The sequence below is a fragment of the Flavobacterium sp. H4147 genome (assembly GCF_029360735.1).
Lineage (GTDB): Bacteria > Bacteroidota > Bacteroidia > Flavobacteriales > Flavobacteriaceae > Flavobacterium > Flavobacterium endoglycinae.
The window spans coordinates 800,571-818,016 of record NZ_JARKNB010000002.1; the positions used below are offsets into that span (position 1 = coordinate 800,571).

Annotated in this window: 17 protein-coding genes; 14 read left to right on the plus strand and 3 right to left on the minus strand. The window is 33.7% G+C overall.

What is annotated here, in order from left to right; all coding sequences use genetic code 11:
* Positions 1-78: 78 nt before the first annotated feature.
* Complete coding sequence (locus P2W75_RS11240) at positions 79-708, minus strand: NUDIX hydrolase (protein ID WP_207296848.1); 630 nt, start codon at positions 706-708, stop codon at positions 79-81.
* Positions 709-715: 7 nt separating this feature from the next.
* Here P2W75_RS11240 and pyrE point away from each other — a divergent pair, with 7 nt between their 5' ends.
* Positions 716-1,360, plus strand: a complete 645-nt coding sequence (gene pyrE, locus P2W75_RS11245; RefSeq protein ID WP_207296849.1) for an orotate phosphoribosyltransferase — start codon at positions 716-718, stop codon at positions 1,358-1,360.
* A gap of 273 nt (positions 1,361-1,633) precedes the next feature.
* Complete coding sequence (locus P2W75_RS11250) at positions 1,634-2,026, plus strand: orotate phosphoribosyltransferase (RefSeq protein ID WP_095930842.1); 393 nt, start codon at positions 1,634-1,636, stop codon at positions 2,024-2,026.
* 115 nt (positions 2,027-2,141) lie between these two features.
* On the opposite strand, the gene P2W75_RS11255 is transcribed toward P2W75_RS11250, so the two are convergent.
* Complete coding sequence (locus tag P2W75_RS11255) at positions 2,142-2,870, minus strand: biotin--[acetyl-CoA-carboxylase] ligase (protein ID WP_276380554.1); 729 nt, start codon at positions 2,868-2,870, stop codon at positions 2,142-2,144.
* Between the two features lie 95 nt (positions 2,871-2,965).
* On the opposite strand from P2W75_RS11255, the gene rsfS reads away from it, so the two are divergent.
* The 8 genes from rsfS (at position 2,966) to P2W75_RS11295 (ending at position 9,728) form a co-directional block, all read left to right on the plus strand.
* Positions 2,966-3,337 carry a ribosome silencing factor gene (rsfS, locus tag P2W75_RS11260; RefSeq protein WP_012024667.1) on the plus strand — a complete coding sequence of 124 codons (372 nt, stop codon included), beginning with the start codon at positions 2,966-2,968 and terminating at the stop codon, positions 3,335-3,337.
* A gap of 17 nt (positions 3,338-3,354) precedes the next feature.
* The gene (gene ftsH / locus P2W75_RS11265) at positions 3,355-5,280 is read left to right on the plus strand and encodes an ATP-dependent zinc metalloprotease FtsH (protein ID WP_207296851.1); all 1,926 of its coding nucleotides are present in this window, start codon (positions 3,355-3,357) and stop codon (positions 5,278-5,280) included.
* Between the two features lie 115 nt (positions 5,281-5,395).
* Positions 5,396-6,004, plus strand: coding sequence for a lactate utilization protein B/C (locus P2W75_RS11270; protein WP_207296852.1), 609 nt, complete (start codon positions 5,396-5,398; stop codon positions 6,002-6,004).
* Between the two features lies 1 nt (position 6,005).
* On the plus strand, positions 6,006-6,896 hold the full coding sequence (locus tag P2W75_RS11275; RefSeq protein WP_207296853.1) for a phosphatidate cytidylyltransferase: 891 nt from the start codon (positions 6,006-6,008) through the stop codon (positions 6,894-6,896).
* Complete coding sequence (locus P2W75_RS11280) at positions 6,886-7,539, plus strand: phosphatidylserine decarboxylase family protein (RefSeq protein WP_276380555.1); 654 nt, start codon at positions 6,886-6,888, stop codon at positions 7,537-7,539. The genes P2W75_RS11275 and P2W75_RS11280 overlap by 11 nt, the downstream gene beginning before the upstream one ends.
* Positions 7,540-7,809 (plus strand): acyl-CoA-binding protein, encoded by a 270-nt coding sequence (locus tag P2W75_RS11285; RefSeq protein ID WP_207296855.1) that lies wholly within the window; start codon positions 7,540-7,542, stop codon positions 7,807-7,809. It begins immediately after the preceding gene.
* Positions 7,810-7,815: 6 nt separating this feature from the next.
* Complete coding sequence (locus tag P2W75_RS11290; RefSeq protein WP_207296856.1) at positions 7,816-8,598, plus strand: superoxide dismutase; 783 nt, start codon at positions 7,816-7,818, stop codon at positions 8,596-8,598.
* A gap of 71 nt (positions 8,599-8,669) precedes the next feature.
* On the plus strand, positions 8,670-9,728 hold the full coding sequence (locus tag P2W75_RS11295; protein ID WP_276380556.1) for a glycoside hydrolase family 130 protein: 1,059 nt from the start codon (positions 8,670-8,672) through the stop codon (positions 9,726-9,728).
* A 58-nt stretch (positions 9,729-9,786) separates the two neighbouring features.
* Here P2W75_RS11295 and P2W75_RS11300 read toward each other — a convergent pair whose 3' ends face one another.
* Positions 9,787-11,655 carry an alpha-amylase family protein gene (locus tag P2W75_RS11300; RefSeq protein WP_276380557.1) on the minus strand — a complete coding sequence of 623 codons (1,869 nt, stop codon included), beginning with the start codon at positions 11,653-11,655 and terminating at the stop codon, positions 9,787-9,789.
* Between the two features lie 281 nt (positions 11,656-11,936).
* On the opposite strand from P2W75_RS11300, the gene P2W75_RS11305 reads away from it, so the two are divergent.
* The 4 genes from P2W75_RS11305 to P2W75_RS11320 all read left to right on the plus strand — a co-directional run bounded on the left by P2W75_RS11305 (position 11,937) and on the right by P2W75_RS11320 (position 17,424).
* Entirely contained in the window at positions 11,937-13,631 is a 1,695-nt protein-coding gene (locus P2W75_RS11305) for an OstA-like protein (protein ID WP_373921627.1), read from the plus strand.
* 233 nt (positions 13,632-13,864) lie between these two features.
* Positions 13,865-15,058 (plus strand): aspartate aminotransferase family protein, encoded by a 1,194-nt coding sequence (locus P2W75_RS11310; protein WP_276380558.1) that lies wholly within the window; start codon positions 13,865-13,867, stop codon positions 15,056-15,058.
* Between the two features lie 219 nt (positions 15,059-15,277).
* Positions 15,278-16,672, plus strand: a complete 1,395-nt coding sequence (locus tag P2W75_RS11315; protein WP_276380559.1) for a tetratricopeptide repeat protein — start codon at positions 15,278-15,280, stop codon at positions 16,670-16,672.
* Positions 16,673-16,674: 2 nt separating this feature from the next.
* Positions 16,675-17,424 carry a shikimate dehydrogenase gene (locus P2W75_RS11320; RefSeq protein ID WP_276380560.1) on the plus strand — a complete coding sequence of 250 codons (750 nt, stop codon included), beginning with the start codon at positions 16,675-16,677 and terminating at the stop codon, positions 17,422-17,424.
* Positions 17,425-17,446: the final 22 nt, after the last annotated feature.

Sequence of the window (17,446 nt, forward strand, 5' to 3'; positions counted from 1 at the left end):
TCTTTTTTAATTGGTGGCACGACCAAATAATTTAAATTCCAATTTAAACTTGAAATAGCTTTGTTATTTGAAATTTTTCTATTGAAATTTTTCCATCGATTTTTTATCCGTTGGAATTTTTTCTTCTTCAAACAATAATTTGATGTTTTCGTAAGAGTTTGTAAGTGCTTCTTTAATTTGTTCTGGGTTTAACCAGGCCACTTTTTCGATTCCTTCTTCTAGTTGTCCGTGTGGCGTTCCTTCAAAATCAGACTGCATTTCGAACCAATGCGTGATTTTGAGCTTGTACTTTCCGTTGCGTTTAAAGATATGATAGGTTTTTTGAAGTTTATTCGTAATACGAAGCTTGTTAACCCCTGTCTCCTCCTCTACCTCACGCATAGCGGTTTCTTCAATGTCTTCCCCTTTCTCGATTCCTCCTTTTGGCAGGTCCCATTTTCCGTTTCTAAAGATAAATAAGACCTCGCCTTTCTTGTTATATACAAAACCACCGCCGGCTTTGTTAACCGGAATCTTGGCTTTAAGGGTTTTCATGATCTCACTTTCGTCGGGATGATATAGAATTGCTTTTTGAATTTTATTTTGAAAAATTTTTATAATAAGCTGTTCGATATCAATACTTTCCAACAAGAACAATTGAAAATCTGTTTCCTTTGAGATTTCATTTGTCAAAAAAAGTGGTTTGTCGTTTACAAAAACTTTATACATTTGTACTATGATTTTTAATAAAGATACTGCCGAAAAAACAGCCGAATTGCTTTTGCAAATAAATGCAATTAAATTGAATCCCGAAAATCCTTTTACATGGGCTTCTGGTTGGAAATCTCCTATTTATTGCGATAATAGGTTAATTCTTTCATTTCCGAGCATCAGAAATTATGTTCGTGATGAGTTTGCTAAGAACATCGAAAAACAATTTGGAAAGCCTGATGTCATTGCTGGTGTTGCCACTGGAGCCATTGGAGTTGGTATTTTGGTTGCCGAAAGTTTAGGTCTTCCATTCGTATATGTACGTCCAGAACCAAAAAAACACGGAAGACAAAACCAAGTGGAAGGTTTTTTACAAAAAGGTCAAAATGTTGTAGTGGTTGAAGATTTAATCAGCACCGGAAAAAGCAGTTTACTTGCTGTAGAAGCTTTACGCAATGAAGGCGCTAACATTAAAGGTATGGCCGCTATCTTCACTTACGGATTTGGTGTTGCCGAAGAAAATTTCAAAGAAGCTAACCTTGATTTATTCACTTTAAGCAACTACGAAAATCTTTTAAGCTTAGCGGTTCAAAAACAATACATCACCGAAGATCAGCAATCGACCCTGCTTGAATGGAGCGAAAGCCCATCGACTTGGGGACAGGAATAATCTTAGATTTTAGATTTTAGATTTTAGATTTTAGATTTTAGATTTTAGATTTTAGATTTTAGATTTTAGATTTTAGATTTTAGATTTTAGATTTTAGATTTTAGATTTTAGATTTTAGATTTTCTAAAAATCGCTTCGCTCTTTTTTGGAATTTGGATTTTAAAAATTGGAACTTATTTTAATTTCCAGCTTTGCGAACTTTGCGTTAATAAAGTCAAACTATATAAAAAAAACCTTGCGCCCTTTGCGGTTAAATAATAAAAACAAACAAATATGAACTTAGAAAGTCCAAAAGTTACAGTTCAGAAATCAGCTCAAGATTTATTTGATCAATTGACTGACGTAAAGAATTTCGAAAAATTAATGCCAGATAATATTGCTAAATTTGAAGTGACTGGCGAAGACGCTTTTATTTTTGGATTGAAAGGGATGCCGGAAATCAAATTAAAAATGAAAGATAAAGTTGCTCCAAACAAAATTGTTTTGGGTGCAGCAAGTGATAAACTTCCTTTCACTTTAACTTCAAACATTGACACCATTTCTGATTCAGAAAGTGCGGTTCAATTATTCTTTGAAGGAGAATTCAACGCTATGATGGCAATGATGGTTAAAGGTCCAATCAGTAAGTTTATCGAAACTTTAGCAAACAATATGCACAAGTTATAATGGTGAATTGTAAGTTGTGAATTATAAATTAAAAAGTCCAATCTAAGCGATTGGACTTTTTTTGTTTTTCATCTAAAAACCTCTGAACCTCTGCACCATTGAGCCTTTGCCACTCTCAATAAAGCATTTTAACCTCTTTAATTTCAAATTCCGCTACAGAATCATCTTCAAGTAAAACCTGCAATTTTCCAATTGGAGAAACACCTTGAATGATTCCCATGAAATTTTCGTCATTCTGATTTCTAAAAGGCATTGGAACTCCTTTTTTAAATAAAGAATTAAAATAATCATTTCGAAAACTCTCAGCAGAAGTTTCCCAAAACTTAATTTTCTCCTGCAGTTTTTCGACAATTAAAACTGCTAGTGTTTCTTTATTAAAGGTTTTTCCCGAAATAACAGCTAGAGAGGAAGCATTTGGCAGTTCGCTGTAATCTGTTTGGTTAACATTCATTCCAATTCCTATAACTGACAAAATCCTGCCATCACTTTTTATAGTGTTTTCGATTAATATGCCAGCCAGTTTCTTATTGTATGACAGAATGTCGTTTGGCCATTTAATACAGATATCAGGAATATTTAACGATTTTAAAACCTCTGTAACTGCTAAAGAAACCACAATACTTAAATCAAAAACCTTTTCATTATCAAACAGAAAATCCTTTACCAAAACACTCATAATTAAGTTTTTACCGGCTTCAGAGCTCCACTTCTCTCCCATTTGTCCTTTGCCTTTTGTCTGATTTTCAGCTGTTACCACAGTAAAATTCTCTGGTTCATCGTGGCTCGACAACGATTTTAGGAAGTCATTTGTCGAATCTATGGCATCGAGTTTGATTAGTCTCATTAAAATAATTTAAATAACTTAATTTAATATTTTGTTAAGGTTCAAAAATAATCACAAAATTTGGTAACTTTACAAATTCACATATAAAATAATTCATGGCGAAAAAGACTATTAATAATGATGTTCTATTGGCGAACATAATCAAAGGGATTGAGGAAGTAAAAGGAAATGACATCGACATTCTTGACTTAAGAGATATAGACACAGCAGTTTGTGACTATTTTGTAATTTGCAACGGAAGCTCAAATACCCAAGTTAACGCCATTGTAAACTCAATTCAAAAAACTGTATCAAAAGACTTAAAAGATAAACCTTGGCACGTAGAAGGAACCGATAACGCGGAGTGGGTTCTAATGGATTATGTGCATATTGTGGTGCATGTTTTCCAAAAACACATTCGTGAATATTACAATATCGAGAGCCTTTGGGGTGATGCCAAAATAACTACAATCGAAAACAAATACTAAAAGAAAAATTTTTCTAAATGGCTAAAGATAATAATCCAAATCCGAGTAAATTTAAAATAAGTCCCTGGTTAATATATACCGCAATACTTTTAGTTTTTTTATTTATAAGTTTTGCTACCGGAGGATCTAACTTAAGCGAACCTGCTCAATTGACTTCTTCTAAATTCAATACACTTTTAGAAAAAGGACAAATTGAAAAAGTGATCGTTTACAATAAAGCTGAAGCTGAGGTGTATTTAAATACTGCAGCACTGAAAGACCCTGCTAATAAAAAAGTTGCTAAAGATATTTTTGAAAGACCAAACAAAGGTCCTCACTATACACTAGAAATTGGTAACGATCAAATTTTCCAAACTAAACTTGAAAAAGCAGTTGGAGAAGGCAAACTAAAAGACTTCAATTTCCTTCAGAAAAATAACTGGAGCGATATTTTAATCAGCTTACTTCCTATTATCATCATCATTGGTGTATGGATTTTCATTATGCGTAAAATGTCTGGCGGAGGCGCTGGCGGAGGCGGACAGATTTTCAACATTGGAAAATCTAAAGCCAAACTTTTTGATGAAAAAACAGATATCAAAACTACATTTAAAGATGTTGCTGGTTTGGAAGGTGCAAAAGAAGAAATTCAGGAAATTGTTGAATTCCTTAAAAATCCAGAAAAATATACCAATCTAGGAGGTAAAATTCCAAAAGGAGCTTTACTTGTAGGACCTCCGGGAACTGGTAAAACATTATTAGCAAAAGCAGTTGCTGGTGAAGCACAAGTTCCGTTCTTTTCATTATCTGGTTCTGATTTCGTTGAAATGTTCGTCGGAGTTGGTGCATCTCGTGTACGTGACTTATTCAAACAAGCGAAAGAAAAATCTCCAGCAATCATTTTCATTGACGAGATTGATGCTGTAGGTAGAGCAAGAGGAAAAAGCAACATGTCTGGCGGAAATGACGAAAGAGAAAACACCCTGAACCAATTATTAACAGAAATGGATGGTTTTGGAACTAACTCTAACGTAATTGTTTTAGCAGCAACCAACAGAGCTGATGTTCTTGACAAAGCTTTAATGCGTGCAGGACGTTTTGACAGACAAATTTTTGTTGACTTACCAGACATTCGAGAAAGAGCTGAAATTTTTAAAGTTCACCTAGCTCCTATTAAAAAAGTCGAAGGTCTTGACCTTGATTTCTTAGCAAAACAAACTCCAGGATTCTCGGGTGCTGATATTGCTAATGTTTGTAACGAAGCCGCTCTTATTGCCGCTCGTAACAACAAAGCTGCAGTTGACAGACAAGATTTCCTTGATGCAGTTGACAGAATTATTGGTGGTCTTGAAAAGAAAAATAAAATCATTACTCCAGAAGAAAAAAGAGCAATTGCAATTCACGAAGCTGGTCATGCTACTGTAAGCTGGATGTTAGAACACGCTGCGCCGCTTATTAAAGTAACAATTGTTCCTCGTGGACAAAGTTTGGGTGCTGCTTGGTATCTTCCAGAAGAAAGACAAATCGTAAGAACAGATCAAATGTTAGACGAAATGTGTGCTACTATGGGAGGAAGAGCTGCTGAAAAGGTAACTTTTGACAGAATTTCGACTGGAGCATTAAGCGATTTAGAAAAAGTAACGCGTCAAGCTCGTGCGATGGTAACGATTTACGGTTTGAATGATAAAATCGGAAATGTTACGTATTACGATTCAACAGGACAAAGCGAATATAATTTCTCAAAACCATATTCTGATGAAACAGCAAAAATTATTGATGCTGAAATTTCAGAACTAATTGAAGGTCAATACCAAAGAGCCATTCAAATTCTTGAAGAAAACAAAGACAAGCTAAATCAGCTTGCTGATATATTGATTGAAAAAGAAGTTATCTTTAAAGATGATTTAGAAGCAATTTTCGGAAAACGTACTTTTGATAAAAATTTAGAGGAAGTCGTTTCGTAAATTATTCAGTAAATAAGTAATATTTTTTAAAATCTTAATTCAAAATACCCTTTTGAATTAAGATTTTTTTATCTTTGAACGTTTTCAATTAACATGTAAAGCATTTCATATAAAAATGAATTTTTTCAAAAAAATATTTGGTTCCGGCGAATCTGCTTCTGACGAAGAACACGAAAGCGAATATTCAGGAACTTCTTCTGCCCCGAATAGTCATTTGTCTTTAGATGAACAATTCATTTTCAATTTCAAGAAAAATGGAGGTAAATTTCTATACTGTGAAAATAAAGATGAAGTTGTAGAACAATTTGAAAACATCTTAGAAGAAAATGACTGGTTCGAAAATGAAGTTTTATGCTATGAATCAGCTCTTTTTCCTTTATTAGAAGAAAACAAATTATTTTATATCGCTCCTTCTCATCCGAAATTTCTTTTAGCAAGCTGCGAAAATTTAATTGCAGATGAAGGCTCTATCTTGTTTTCATCAAGACAAATTAGACAAAACAAACCAAACGATTTACCAGCAAATATTGTTATTCTTGCTACAACAAGTCAAATTCTTCCCATGAAAAGTGATGGACTAAGCGCCATTAAACGTAAATACGAAAGAGATTACCCTACTAATATCACCACAATAAAATATTTCGAAAAAGCAAAAGAAGAAGATTTTACCCAATACGGAAGTGTTGCTAAAAACTTATATTTATTGCTCTTAGAAGATCTTTAAGATGAATGAAACACTGAAGAGAACCATTTCTGGTGCTGTTTATATCGCTTTACTATTAACTTCGATATTGTTTTCTACCGAAAGCTTTATTCTTCTTTTTGGTCTTTTTTTAATCATTACGATTTACGAATTCAGCAACATTGTAAATCTGAATAAAATTTCCTCAATTTTATTTGGTTTAATACTTTATTCATCGGTAATATTAATCAGTCATTACAATTTACAGACTGAGAACTTCCTAAATACAACTTTTAATTCAAACCTGATATTAAACGTAAATATTAAACAACTAGATTTAATACTGCTCGCTGTTACACTTGTCGTATCGATAAAATGTATTATTTTTTTGTTTTATGATTCTGTTCAAAAAATCAGCACTTCATCAAAATATTTGTATTTATTAGGATACATTACGCTTCCTTTTATTTTTACGGTAAAAATTTCATTTGGAACAAACAATTACAATCCGAAAATCATTATTGGTTTGTTTGTATTGATTTGGACAAATGATACTTTTGCTTATTTGGTTGGAAAATCAATGGGAAAACACAAACTTTTTGAGCGTGTATCTCCTAAAAAAACCATTGAAGGTTTTGTGGGTGGAATGGTGTTCGCGGCCTTTGCCGGATATTTAATTTCAAAATTATACATCCAGCCCAAACCTGAATTCAGCAGTAAATCAATTTTAATCTGGATGATTATTGCACTTATCGTGAGTTTTTTTGGAACTATCGGTGATTTAATAGAATCCAAATTCAAACGAATTGCGGGCGTAAAAGACAGTGGTTCAATCATGCCCGGTCATGGAGGTATTTTAGATCGATTAGATAGTGTTATATTTGTAGCACCAATTATATTTTTATTTTATCAAATTTTATATTATGTTTCATAAAGAAGGAGGCCCGTCTATTTTATTAGGTGTAGTTTTTACTGTTATTGTAGTTCTATTAGCTGACCAGTTTATTAATATTTATTGGTTACAAAAACTATTGCAGATTTTTGCTTTAGCAGTTTTAATTATTATTCTACAATTTTTCAGAAACCCAAAAAGAATTGCCATTCGAAACAGCGATCACGTTCTTGCTCCAGTTGATGGAAAAGTGGTAGTTATTGAAGAAGTTTACGAAGGTGAATACTTCAAAGACAAACGTTTACAGGTTTCTATCTTTATGTCACCAATCAATGTACACGTTACACGTTACGCAATGGACGGAATTATAAAATTCAGTAAATACCATCCAGGAAAGTTTTTGGTAGCTTGGCATCCAAAAGCGAGTGAGGAAAACGAAAGAACGACTGTTGTGATCGAAAATGATACTTTTGGAGCAATTCTTTACAGACAAATTGCTGGTGCTTTGGCACGTAGAATTGTAAATTATGCTAAAGAAGGAATGCAAGTGGTTCAAGGAACGGATGCAGGTTTTATTAAATTTGGATCTAGAGTAGATTTATTTTTACCTTTAGGTACACCAATTGATGTGGTTCTAGGCCAAAAAGCAATTGGAGGTAAAACTATTATCGCGACTAAAGCTTAAATGACAGAAAAAGATTTAGATACACGTTTTTCTGAGGCTGTAGAAACTGCTTTAAAAATGACTCAAGCCTCTCTGCCGCAAGATGTGCAGTTAAGACTTTATGCGTTTTACAAACAAGCTACATTTGGAACAGCTGTCTACAATCAGTCTGACAATTTTGATTTAAGAAATGCTTTTAAAACAAATGCTTGGATGCAGATCAGCCATTTATCAGTAGACGAAGCAAAAGAGAATTATATCGAAATTATCAATTCACTAACATCAAAATAAATTATTATGAAGAATAACATGATTCGTTTCGGTATTTTGGCTTCATTCTTTCTATTATTTTCTTGTAATGATAACAATAAATTGACTGAAGTAGTTGAGGTGCCGCTGCCAACGAAAGAAGAAAAAATTACAATTGGATCACCAAACGATGTAAAAGCAGATCCGGGTTCATTTGAACTTACTAAATTACCTTTTGCCTACGATGGTTTAAGTCCTGCAATACGATCCTTAACTTTAGAAACACATTATTCTAAACATTACTTATCGTATACCAATAACTTTAATAAAGAGATTGTTTCGACTGAATACGAAAACATGCCTATTGAGGATATTTTGAAAAAACTAGACCTTAATAACGCTAAACTTCGTCAGAACGCCGGAGGATATTACAATCATACGCTTTATTTTAATGTTTTGGCTCAAAAAGAACAAACTCCAAAAGATACTTTGGCAGGTTCTATTAATAAAGAATTTGGTTCGTTTCATAATCTTACCAATCAGTTTAAAGCGCAGGCTGAAAAACAATTTGGATCTGGCTGGGTTTGGCTAGTAGTAGACCGATACGGAAAATTACAAATTACAACAACTGAAGATCAAGACAATCCGTTAATGAAAAATGCATTGATTCCGGGAACGCCAATTTTAGGTATTGATTTATGGGAACATGCTTACTATCTGGATTATCAAAACAGAAAAGGAAGTTATATCGATGCTTTTTACGAACATATTAATTGGGAAAAAGTAAACGAATATTATATAGAAGCCCTCAAAAAGGTTAAAAAAGTCTAATAAAAAAGCTGGTACGAATTAAGTATCAGCTTTTTTTTATACCTTAAAAGTACTTTTAGAAATTTAAGGATATGAAAGATATTGCAAATCGTTTTACAGAAAACCCTCTGTTATCGCCATCAGATCTACCGCCAAGCAGAGAAGGATTAGAAATTACCTGTCTGTTAAATCCAGGTGTATTTCAGTTTCAAAATAAAATCTGGCTCGCAGTGAGAGTTGCCGAAAGACCCAAACAGGCAGAAAATATTATCTCCTTCCCTATTTTAACAGAAAACGGAACTATACAAATTATCGAAATTTTAAAAGATCATCCTGAACTAACCGCAACAGATGCACGAGTAATTAATTACCAAGGAATTGATTATTTGACGACTTTATCGCATATTCGGTTATTATGCAGCGACGACGGACGCCACTTTTACGAACCAGAAGATTATCCGTATTTGGTAGGTGAAGGAATTTTAGAAACTTTCGGAATAGAAGATTGTCGTGTTTCTTTAATCGAAGGAAAATATTATTTGACATTCACATCAGTTTCTGGAAATGGTGTTGGCGTTGGACTTCGTACGACAACTGATTGGAAAAACTTTCAAAAACAAGGGATGATTCTGCCGCCGCACAATAAAGACTGCGCCATTTTTGAAGAAAAAATAAACGGCTTATTTTATGCTTTACATCGTCCGAGCAGCGTAGATATTGGCGGGAATTACATCTGGATTGCTTCTTCACCCGATGGCCTTCACTGGGGAAATCATAAATGTATTATAAAGACTCGAAAAAATCATTGGGACAGCAAAAGAGTTGGCGCTGGCGCTGCTCCCATTAAAACAGAATTTGGCTGGCTCGAAATTTATCATGGCGCGAATGAATTTCACCAATATTGTTTAGGTGCTTTTTTAATGGATTTAAATGATCCGTCCAGAGTCATTTCAAGAACCGAAACTCCTATTATGTTTCCTAAAACTCATTATGAATTAAGCGGATTTTTCGGAAATGTTGTATTTACAAACGGTCATATATTAGAACCAGACGGCGATACACTCACAGTTTATTATGGTGCTTCGGATGAATTTGTTTGTGGCGCTCATTTTTCAATTAGAGAAATTCTATCCCTGCTTCAAAAGATATAAAAACAAAAAACTCGTTTAGACAGAACATCCAAACGAGTTTTTTTATGTTTTTAAGAAGTTATTCTACTTCATAAATAAATGATTCAGAAGGCTGAATTTTAATTCTAGCAGTTCCTTCTCCGTTTTTAACGGTGAAATATGTTTTACTTTCTTGATACAATTTATCTAAAAGTACGTAAGACCCGTCTTTTAAATTCCATTTTGAAATTACATCAGACGGAATTTTCAATTCAAATTCATTTGTTTTCTCTGATGAGAAATTTACAATTATAATCAACTTTTGCTTTCCTGACCAGCGAACATATGAATAAAGCAAACCATCATAACCTGCATTTTGTCGGTTTACAGATTGAATTTCCTGAAAATTACCCATTAAAGCAGGGCTTTTAATAGAGAAATTTAATAATTGTTTGTAAAAGTCTCGTAAATTCTTCTCTGATTCAGATAATTTTCCTCCATCAAATTTTCCGTCGTTCATCCACTTTTGGTGACTTGGAACTCCGATATAATCGAAAATAGAAGTTCGAGAACGAGTTCCGAAACCTGCGTTTTCATTTCCAGCCTCTCCAACTTCCTGTCCGAAATAAATCATCGTTGGTGATGTGCTTATGGTTGCAGAAACTACCATTAATGGTTTTCCTCGCTCTGGTGTTCCAGCAAATTCTGGAGAAGCCAAACGCTGTTCATCATGATTATCCAAAAAGTGAAGCATATGATGTTCAATATCTTCCATGCCCTTTTGAATGTTCGACAAATCATCTGGAGAAGCTTTTCCGCGAATAATATCTTTTAATTTATCATATGTTTCTACTTTATCATACAAATAATCCATTTTTCCTAAACGAATATAATTTCGATATTCATTCGGATTATATACTTCTGCTAATAAAAAAGCATCTTGATTTTTAGTTTTGATGGCTGAATTCATATAACTCCAAAATTCGTACGGCACCATTTCGGCCATATCGTAACGGAAACCATCTACACCCTTTGCTGTCCAATACAAAGCAATATCTTTAAACTTTTTCCAAGAATCTGGAACGTCTTTATCCTGCCAGAAAGCAAAATGTTCTTTGTCTGATTTTTGGTCAAAACCAGCCGGAAGTTCTGGAAAATCTTTAGTACCATCTGGACGAACACCATAGTTTACTTTTACCGTTTCATACCAATCGTTCTGATCCGGTTTTGCTTTACGCGATCCGTTTCCTGTCCATTTTGCAGGATTTTCATCAAATTTTCCATCGATTAAAGGATTTTTTTCTCCATTTAAAGGATTAATTCCATCTGGGATTTCAAAAGGCGTATTGGGAATATAGTAGAAATTATTGTCGCGTTTGTATTCAACCGTTACATCATCATTGGCACCAAAATCCTTTACCCCTTCAGGATTATTTTTCCCTTCATATTTTCGTGCAATATGATTCGGGACAATATCAATAATCACTTTTAAACCTGCTTTGTGGGTACGAGCAATCAAAGCTTCAAATTCCTGTAGTCTATTGGCTGGATTTTCAGCTAAATCAGGATTTACATTGTAATAATCTTTAACGGCATAAGGCGATCCGGCACGTCCCTTAACCACTTCAGGATCGTCGTTTGAGATTCCGTATGCAGTATAATCACGCACCAAAGCATGATGGGGAACGCCTGTATACCAAATGTAAGTAACACCTAAATCTTTAATTTCGTGAAGCGCTTTATCTGTAAAATCATTAAATTTTCCAACTCCATTTTCTTCTATTGTTCCCCAAGGTTTATTAGTTGTATTTTTATTTCCGAATAAACGGGTAAAAACTTGATAAACGACCACTTTCTTCTCATTAGAATGATCTTCTTTTGCTTCACTCATTTTTAAATCTTTTGTTTTACATCCAGAAAAAAGCATGGCCAGTGCGATTCCTGCTGTAATAAATCTAACTTTAATCATATTTTATTTTTATAAACTTACTTTAAAATCTAAAACATGAATTTATAATTCATATCAGTTATTAAATTTAGTTTATTTTTTAAAACTCAAAAGAAACTCTTCTCCTATTGGCTCATCATAATTGAAAAATAAGCCACTACAACGTGAGAGTTCTAGGTTTTGTTGATAAATTCATTATCAAAAACACACAGCACTACCTTATAAATTTTGAATTATAAATTAATGCTAATAACAATATAAGGTTGTAACCTTTTTCATAAATTTGACAAAAATTTAATCACTTGAAGAAATCACTCTTTTTCATATTCTGTATGCTGTTTTTAGGCACACAATTCATTTCTGCCCAGAAGCCAAAAAGTGCAAAAGCACCTAAAAATGCGCAGGCTCCAAAGAAAATAAATATCGAACATTCTGATTTTTTAGATGTTGATCAGGTTTTAGTTCCCGATGGAATTTTGCTTACCGGAAATGTAAAAGTAAATCACGACGGAGTGGTTCTTACTTGTAATAAAGCGTATTATTTTCAGAAAGAAAATTATTTGAAAGCTTTTGGAAACGTACAATTGGTACAAGGTGATACTTTGTTTTTGAATAGTAAATATGCCGAATACAGTGGTAATATCAAGAAAGCATTTGCAACCGGCGATGCTGTTATGACTTCTCCTGATGCTACTTTGCAGACCGACACAATCAATTTTGACCGAAACATACAGCAGGTTTTTTACAATACCAAGGGTACAATCGTCAATAAAGACAACACATTGGTAAGTAAATCAGGAAGATATTATGTAGCCGAAAAGAAATTTCAGTTCCTGACCGAAGTTATCATAACGAATCCGAAATATGTTATAAAATCAAATCATTTGGATTATTACAGCAATTCGGGACATACGTATTTGTTTGGTCCTTCAACGATTACGAGTAAAGCCAATTACATTTATACTGAAAAAGGGTTTTATGATACCAAAAAGAATCTTGCGCATTTCCTGAGGCGATCATACATAAAATACGACGACCGACTTATTGAAGGTGATAGTTTATACTACAACCGAAACATCGAATTTGCATCGGCAACACGAAATGTAAAAATTACCGATTCGATAAACCGCGGACTCGTAAAAGGACATTATGCCGAAATTTACAAACTAAAAGATTCAATGTTTGTAACCAAAAGAGCCGTTGCGATTAATTTAGTCGAAAATGATTCGGTTTACATTCACGGAAAAAAATTAATGGTTACTGGAAAAGAAGGCGAACGTATTTTAAGAGCTTTTAATAATGTTCGTTTCTATAAAACAGACATGAGCGGAAAATGCGATTCGATTCATTCCAATTCAAAAACAGCTTTAACCAAACTAATTGGTCATCCAATTTTATGGAATGGCGAAAGCCAGATTACAGGTGATATTATGCACCTAATTGGTGATAATAAAACCCGAAAATTGGATTCTTTAAAAGTACTCAACAATACTTTTATAATCTCAAAAGATACTCTCGGCACCGGATACAATCAGGTCAAGGGACTCAATTTGTTTGGAAAATTTCGGGAAGGAAAACTCCATGATGTGGATGTCATCAAAAATACTGAAGTAATTTATTTTATGCGAAATGATGCCAATGAGCTAATTGGTATTAATAAAAATGTGAGCAGTAAAATCAATATGATTCTTGAAAATAATGCGGTAGACAACATCACATTTTTCAATCGTGTAGACGGAGATATTTATCCTGAAGCTGATTTGCCTGAAAATGCGCGAAAACTTCGAGGTTTTGTCTGGCGAGGCGATGAAAGAATAAAATCTAAAGATGACATTTTTTCTGAAGAAGATAATGAACTGAATGATAAACTGATTAAAGAAGGAAAAGACGAGGAAGAAAAAGGTAAAAACGTTCCGCTGAAAGTTCGAAAGGAAACTTTGAATTACGACAAAAAGAAACCAGCAGCTAAAACAGAAGCCAAGCCTAAAGAGAAATAGTTTTTTAGTTTTCAGTCGCAGTTTTACAGTATTTATCTAAATGTTTCGAGTTTAGTAACAGCTAGCATCTTTATGATTTTGAAACTTTACAATTTTAAACTTTTAGAATTAACTTAAGCATAAAGTTAAAATCTTTGTACCTCAGTACATTTGCAACTTTGAGCTTTAAAATAAAACGCAAAGCTAGAAACCTCAGTACCTCAGCACCTTTGCAACTTAGCACCTTAAAAAAAATGAATCCAGATTTTATAAAATATCAGGCACAAACTTCTCCTTACCCATTAGGAATGGAAGTGTCACATGCCATTGGCTCATATATTTATGATAACAACAATAAAAAATATTTAGATTTTGTAGCCGGAGTTTCGGCTTGTACTTTAGGACATCAGCATCCAAGAGTAAATCAGGCTATAAAGGATCAACTGGACAAATATTCTCATGTTATGGTTTACGGAGAATATTCGCAGAGTCCAGCGGTTCAGTACTGCAAATTAATGGCTTCTTTGCTTCCAGAATCATTAAACAAAACTTATTTGGTAAATTCAGGTACAGAAGCTATTGAAGGCGCTTTAAAACTTGCTAAAAGAACTACAGGACGCAGTCAGCTTATTTCATGTTATAACGCCTATCACGGTAACACAATGGGTTCTATGAGCGTTATGGGATTTGAAGAACGCAAACAAGCATTTCGACCACTGCTTCCAGATGTTGATTTTATCACTTTTAATAATGAAGCAGATTTAGAAAAAATAACCACTCGAACGGCAGCAATTCTTTTAGAAACTATTCAGGGAGGAGCAGGATTTATTCAGCCGGAAAATAATTTTCTTGAAAAAGTCCGCAAACGCTGTGATGAGGTTGGTGCGCTAATGATTGTTGATGAGATTCAACCTGGTTTTGGCAGAACTGGAAAACTATTTGGTTTTCAAAACTACAATGTTGTTCCAGATATTGTAGTAATGGGAAAAGGTATGGGAGGCGGAATGCCGGTTGGCGCTTTTACTGCCTCTGCTGAAAAAATGGACCTTTTAACCGAAAATCCGAAATTAGGACATATCACGACTTTTGGAGGACACCCTGTCATTGCGTCAGCCTGCTTAGCTACTTTGCAGGAATTAACTGAAACGAATCTGATGGAAGAAACTCTAGAAAAGGAAAAACTCTTCAGATCACTTTTGGTACATCCTTTGATTACAGAAGTAAGAGGAAAAGGATTAATGCTGGCAGCAATGACTGAAACAGCAGATATTACCAATCAAGTTATTTTAAATTGTCAGGATAAAGGTTTAATATTATTCTGGCTCTTGTTTGAAGGATGCGCCATCAGAATAACACCACCATTAACCATTTCTGAAGAAGAAATAAAAGAAGGCTGTGCTATAATTTTAAGTGTCATGGATGACATATTAAAAAACCAGCAATTGTAATAAAGGAGCTTCAAAAACTTCAACTCATTACCTCTGGCTGTCATAAAAAGAGCGGTAATCTGGTTAATATTTTATATATCAAAAGATTACAACTTAAAAAACACATAATTTGTGCCATTATTGTTAATTAAATTGTTCAAAACAATTAAATTTACAGCCTAACATCAATGACATGGATGCCTAAATTTATAATAGGCTAATTTCAAATAAAACTAAAGTATGCAATTAAGCAACGAAGAAGAAGATTATAACCTATCCCTATCCAAATTTGAGTCGATGTTAAAAACGAACAAAGTGCTCTTTTTTGATTCTGAAGAATTTGAGGAAATCATTCTTCATTATTTAGACATAGGTAAGGCTAATTTAGCAAAAAAGGCCTTAAAACTTGCATTAGATCAGCATCCGAAATCTACAGGCTTAAAATTAGTACAAGTAGAAATGCTGGTTTACGAAGACAAACTCGAACTTGCTGAGAAGCTGTTAAACGAGTTGTATGCAATCGAACCGAACAACGAGGAAATCTATATTCAAAAAGCCAATATCTGCTCTAAAAGAGACCAGCACGAAAAAGCAGTAGAACTTCTTAAAATTGCTCTGCAATATACAGATGATTACGCCGATGTGTACAATCTTATTGGAATGGAATATCTTTTTATGGACAATCTCGAACTGGCAAAAGAAAGCTTCATCAAATGTCTTGAAGAAGATTTAGAAGATCAGTCTGCATTGTACAACGTGGTTTACTGTTTTGAATTTTTAGATCAAAATCAGGAAGCTATCGTTTATCTTAACGAATATATTAATAGAAATCCATACAGTGAAATCGCCTGGCATCAGCTTGGAAGACTTCATTATGGAGTTAAAGAATACGAAAACGCCATTCGTGCTTTTGACTACGCAACCCTAATCGACGACGAATTTTTGGGTGCTTTTATGGAAAAAGCAAAGGCATACGAACGTCTTAAAAAGTACAACGAAGCCATCGAAAGCTACAACCGTACTATTGAATTAGACGACGCGACATCGTATGCATTACTGCGAATTGGAAAATGCTATGAGAAACTTGGAAATGCTGTAAAAGCACTTCAGTATTACAATCAAACTGTTCATGAAGATCCTCTTTTGGACAAAGGATGGATTGCAATTACTGACTTTCATATGCGCCAGAAAAATTTCCAAAAAGCATTATTCTTTGTCAATAAGGCATTAGCGATTGACAATCAAAATCGTTTGTACTGGAAACGCTACGCTACCATCAATAAACAAATGAACTTTTTTGAAGAAGCTGAATTTGGTTATAGAAAAGCAGTAGAATTTGGTGATTATGCTTTGGATACATGGTTATTTTGGGTTGATATACTTCAGTTTCTAGGAGAATTCGAAAGCGCAATCCAAACTTTACTGCAGGCTTCAGAATATTTTCCAGAAGAAAACGAAATTGAATATCGTTTGGCTGGATTGTATTTCATGATTCAGGAAAATACAAAAGCCAAATTCCACTTAAGCAATGGTTTGAGATTAAACTTCGACAATTACATTATAATTGAAGATTTGTTTCCGGTAGTGTGGACCAAAAAAATGGTTAGAAATTATATAGAAAAACATAGAAAATAATAATGATAGATACTCTAAAAAGACGATTTGGCTTGTTAGGCCGTAATATTAGTTACTCATTTTCAAAAGGTTATTTTACAGAAAAATTCAACAATGAAGTCTTTGCAGGCAACACCTATGAAAACTTTGATATTTCTGAAATCAACCATTTTACAGGATTAATTAAAAACAATCCAGATTTAAAGGGTTTAAATGTTACGATTCCTTATAAAGAACAGATTATTCCTTATCTAGATAAACTATCAAAAAAAGCCTCTTTAATTGGCGCTGTAAATACTATTAAATTTACCAAAAGCGGAAAATTAAAAGGATACAACACTGATTATTACGGTTTCAAAAAATCATTAAAACCGCTTTTAGAACCGCATCACAAAAAAGCCCTTATTTTAGGGACTGGTGGCGCTTCAAAAGGAGTTGCATTTGCTTTAGACGAATTGGATATTCCATACACATTTGTATCAAGAGAAGCCAAAGAAAACATTATCGATTATGATTTGATAAATGCTACTACATTTGACAATTTTCAAATTATCATCAATTGTACACCAGTAGGTACAAGTCCAAACATTGAAGCCTGCCCTGACCTTCCATATGAGTTTTTCACTGAAAAACACATCGCTTACGATTTAATTTACAATCCAGCGGAAACACAATTCTTAAAAAATGCCAACGAAAGAGGTGCTGTAATCAAAAACGGATATGATATGCTTATTTTCCAAGCAGAAAAGGCTTGGAAAATCTGGAACAAATAAAAAATATTGCAAAATAAAATAT

What these genes read in the sequence shown, in the direction of transcription:
- P2W75_RS11300 (WP_276380557.1), bottom strand. Translation starts at nt 11,655, where the DNA reads ATGATTAAAGTTAGATTTATTACAGCAGGAATCGCACTGGCCATGCTT.
- P2W75_RS11315 (WP_276380559.1), top strand. Translation starts at nt 15,278, where the DNA reads ATGCAATTAAGCAACGAAGAAGAAGATTATAACCTATCCCTATCCAAA.
- P2W75_RS11290 (WP_207296856.1), top strand. Translation starts at nt 7,816, where the DNA reads ATGAAGAATAACATGATTCGTTTCGGTATTTTGGCTTCATTCTTTCTA.
- P2W75_RS11295 (WP_276380556.1), top strand. Translation starts at nt 8,670, where the DNA reads ATGAAAGATATTGCAAATCGTTTTACAGAAAACCCTCTGTTATCGCCA.
- P2W75_RS11275 (WP_207296853.1), top strand. Translation starts at nt 6,006, where the DNA reads ATGAATGAAACACTGAAGAGAACCATTTCTGGTGCTGTTTATATCGCT.
- P2W75_RS11240 (WP_207296848.1), bottom strand. Translation starts at nt 708, where the DNA reads ATGTATAAAGTTTTTGTAAACGACAAACCACTTTTTTTGACAAATGAA.
- P2W75_RS11250 (WP_095930842.1), top strand. Translation starts at nt 1,634, where the DNA reads ATGAACTTAGAAAGTCCAAAAGTTACAGTTCAGAAATCAGCTCAAGAT.
- pyrE (WP_207296849.1), top strand. Translation starts at nt 716, where the DNA reads ATGATTTTTAATAAAGATACTGCCGAAAAAACAGCCGAATTGCTTTTG.
- P2W75_RS11255 (WP_276380554.1), bottom strand. Translation starts at nt 2,870, where the DNA reads ATGAGACTAATCAAACTCGATGCCATAGATTCGACAAATGACTTCCTA.
- P2W75_RS11285 (WP_207296855.1), top strand. Translation starts at nt 7,540, where the DNA reads ATGACAGAAAAAGATTTAGATACACGTTTTTCTGAGGCTGTAGAAACT.
- P2W75_RS11270 (WP_207296852.1), top strand. Translation starts at nt 5,396, where the DNA reads ATGAATTTTTTCAAAAAAATATTTGGTTCCGGCGAATCTGCTTCTGAC.
- ftsH (WP_207296851.1), top strand. Translation starts at nt 3,355, where the DNA reads ATGGCTAAAGATAATAATCCAAATCCGAGTAAATTTAAAATAAGTCCC.
- rsfS (WP_012024667.1), top strand. Translation starts at nt 2,966, where the DNA reads ATGGCGAAAAAGACTATTAATAATGATGTTCTATTGGCGAACATAATC.
- P2W75_RS11310 (WP_276380558.1), top strand. Translation starts at nt 13,865, where the DNA reads ATGAATCCAGATTTTATAAAATATCAGGCACAAACTTCTCCTTACCCA.
- P2W75_RS11280 (WP_276380555.1), top strand. Translation starts at nt 6,886, where the DNA reads ATGTTTCATAAAGAAGGAGGCCCGTCTATTTTATTAGGTGTAGTTTTT.
- P2W75_RS11320 (WP_276380560.1), top strand. Translation starts at nt 16,675, where the DNA reads ATGATAGATACTCTAAAAAGACGATTTGGCTTGTTAGGCCGTAATATT.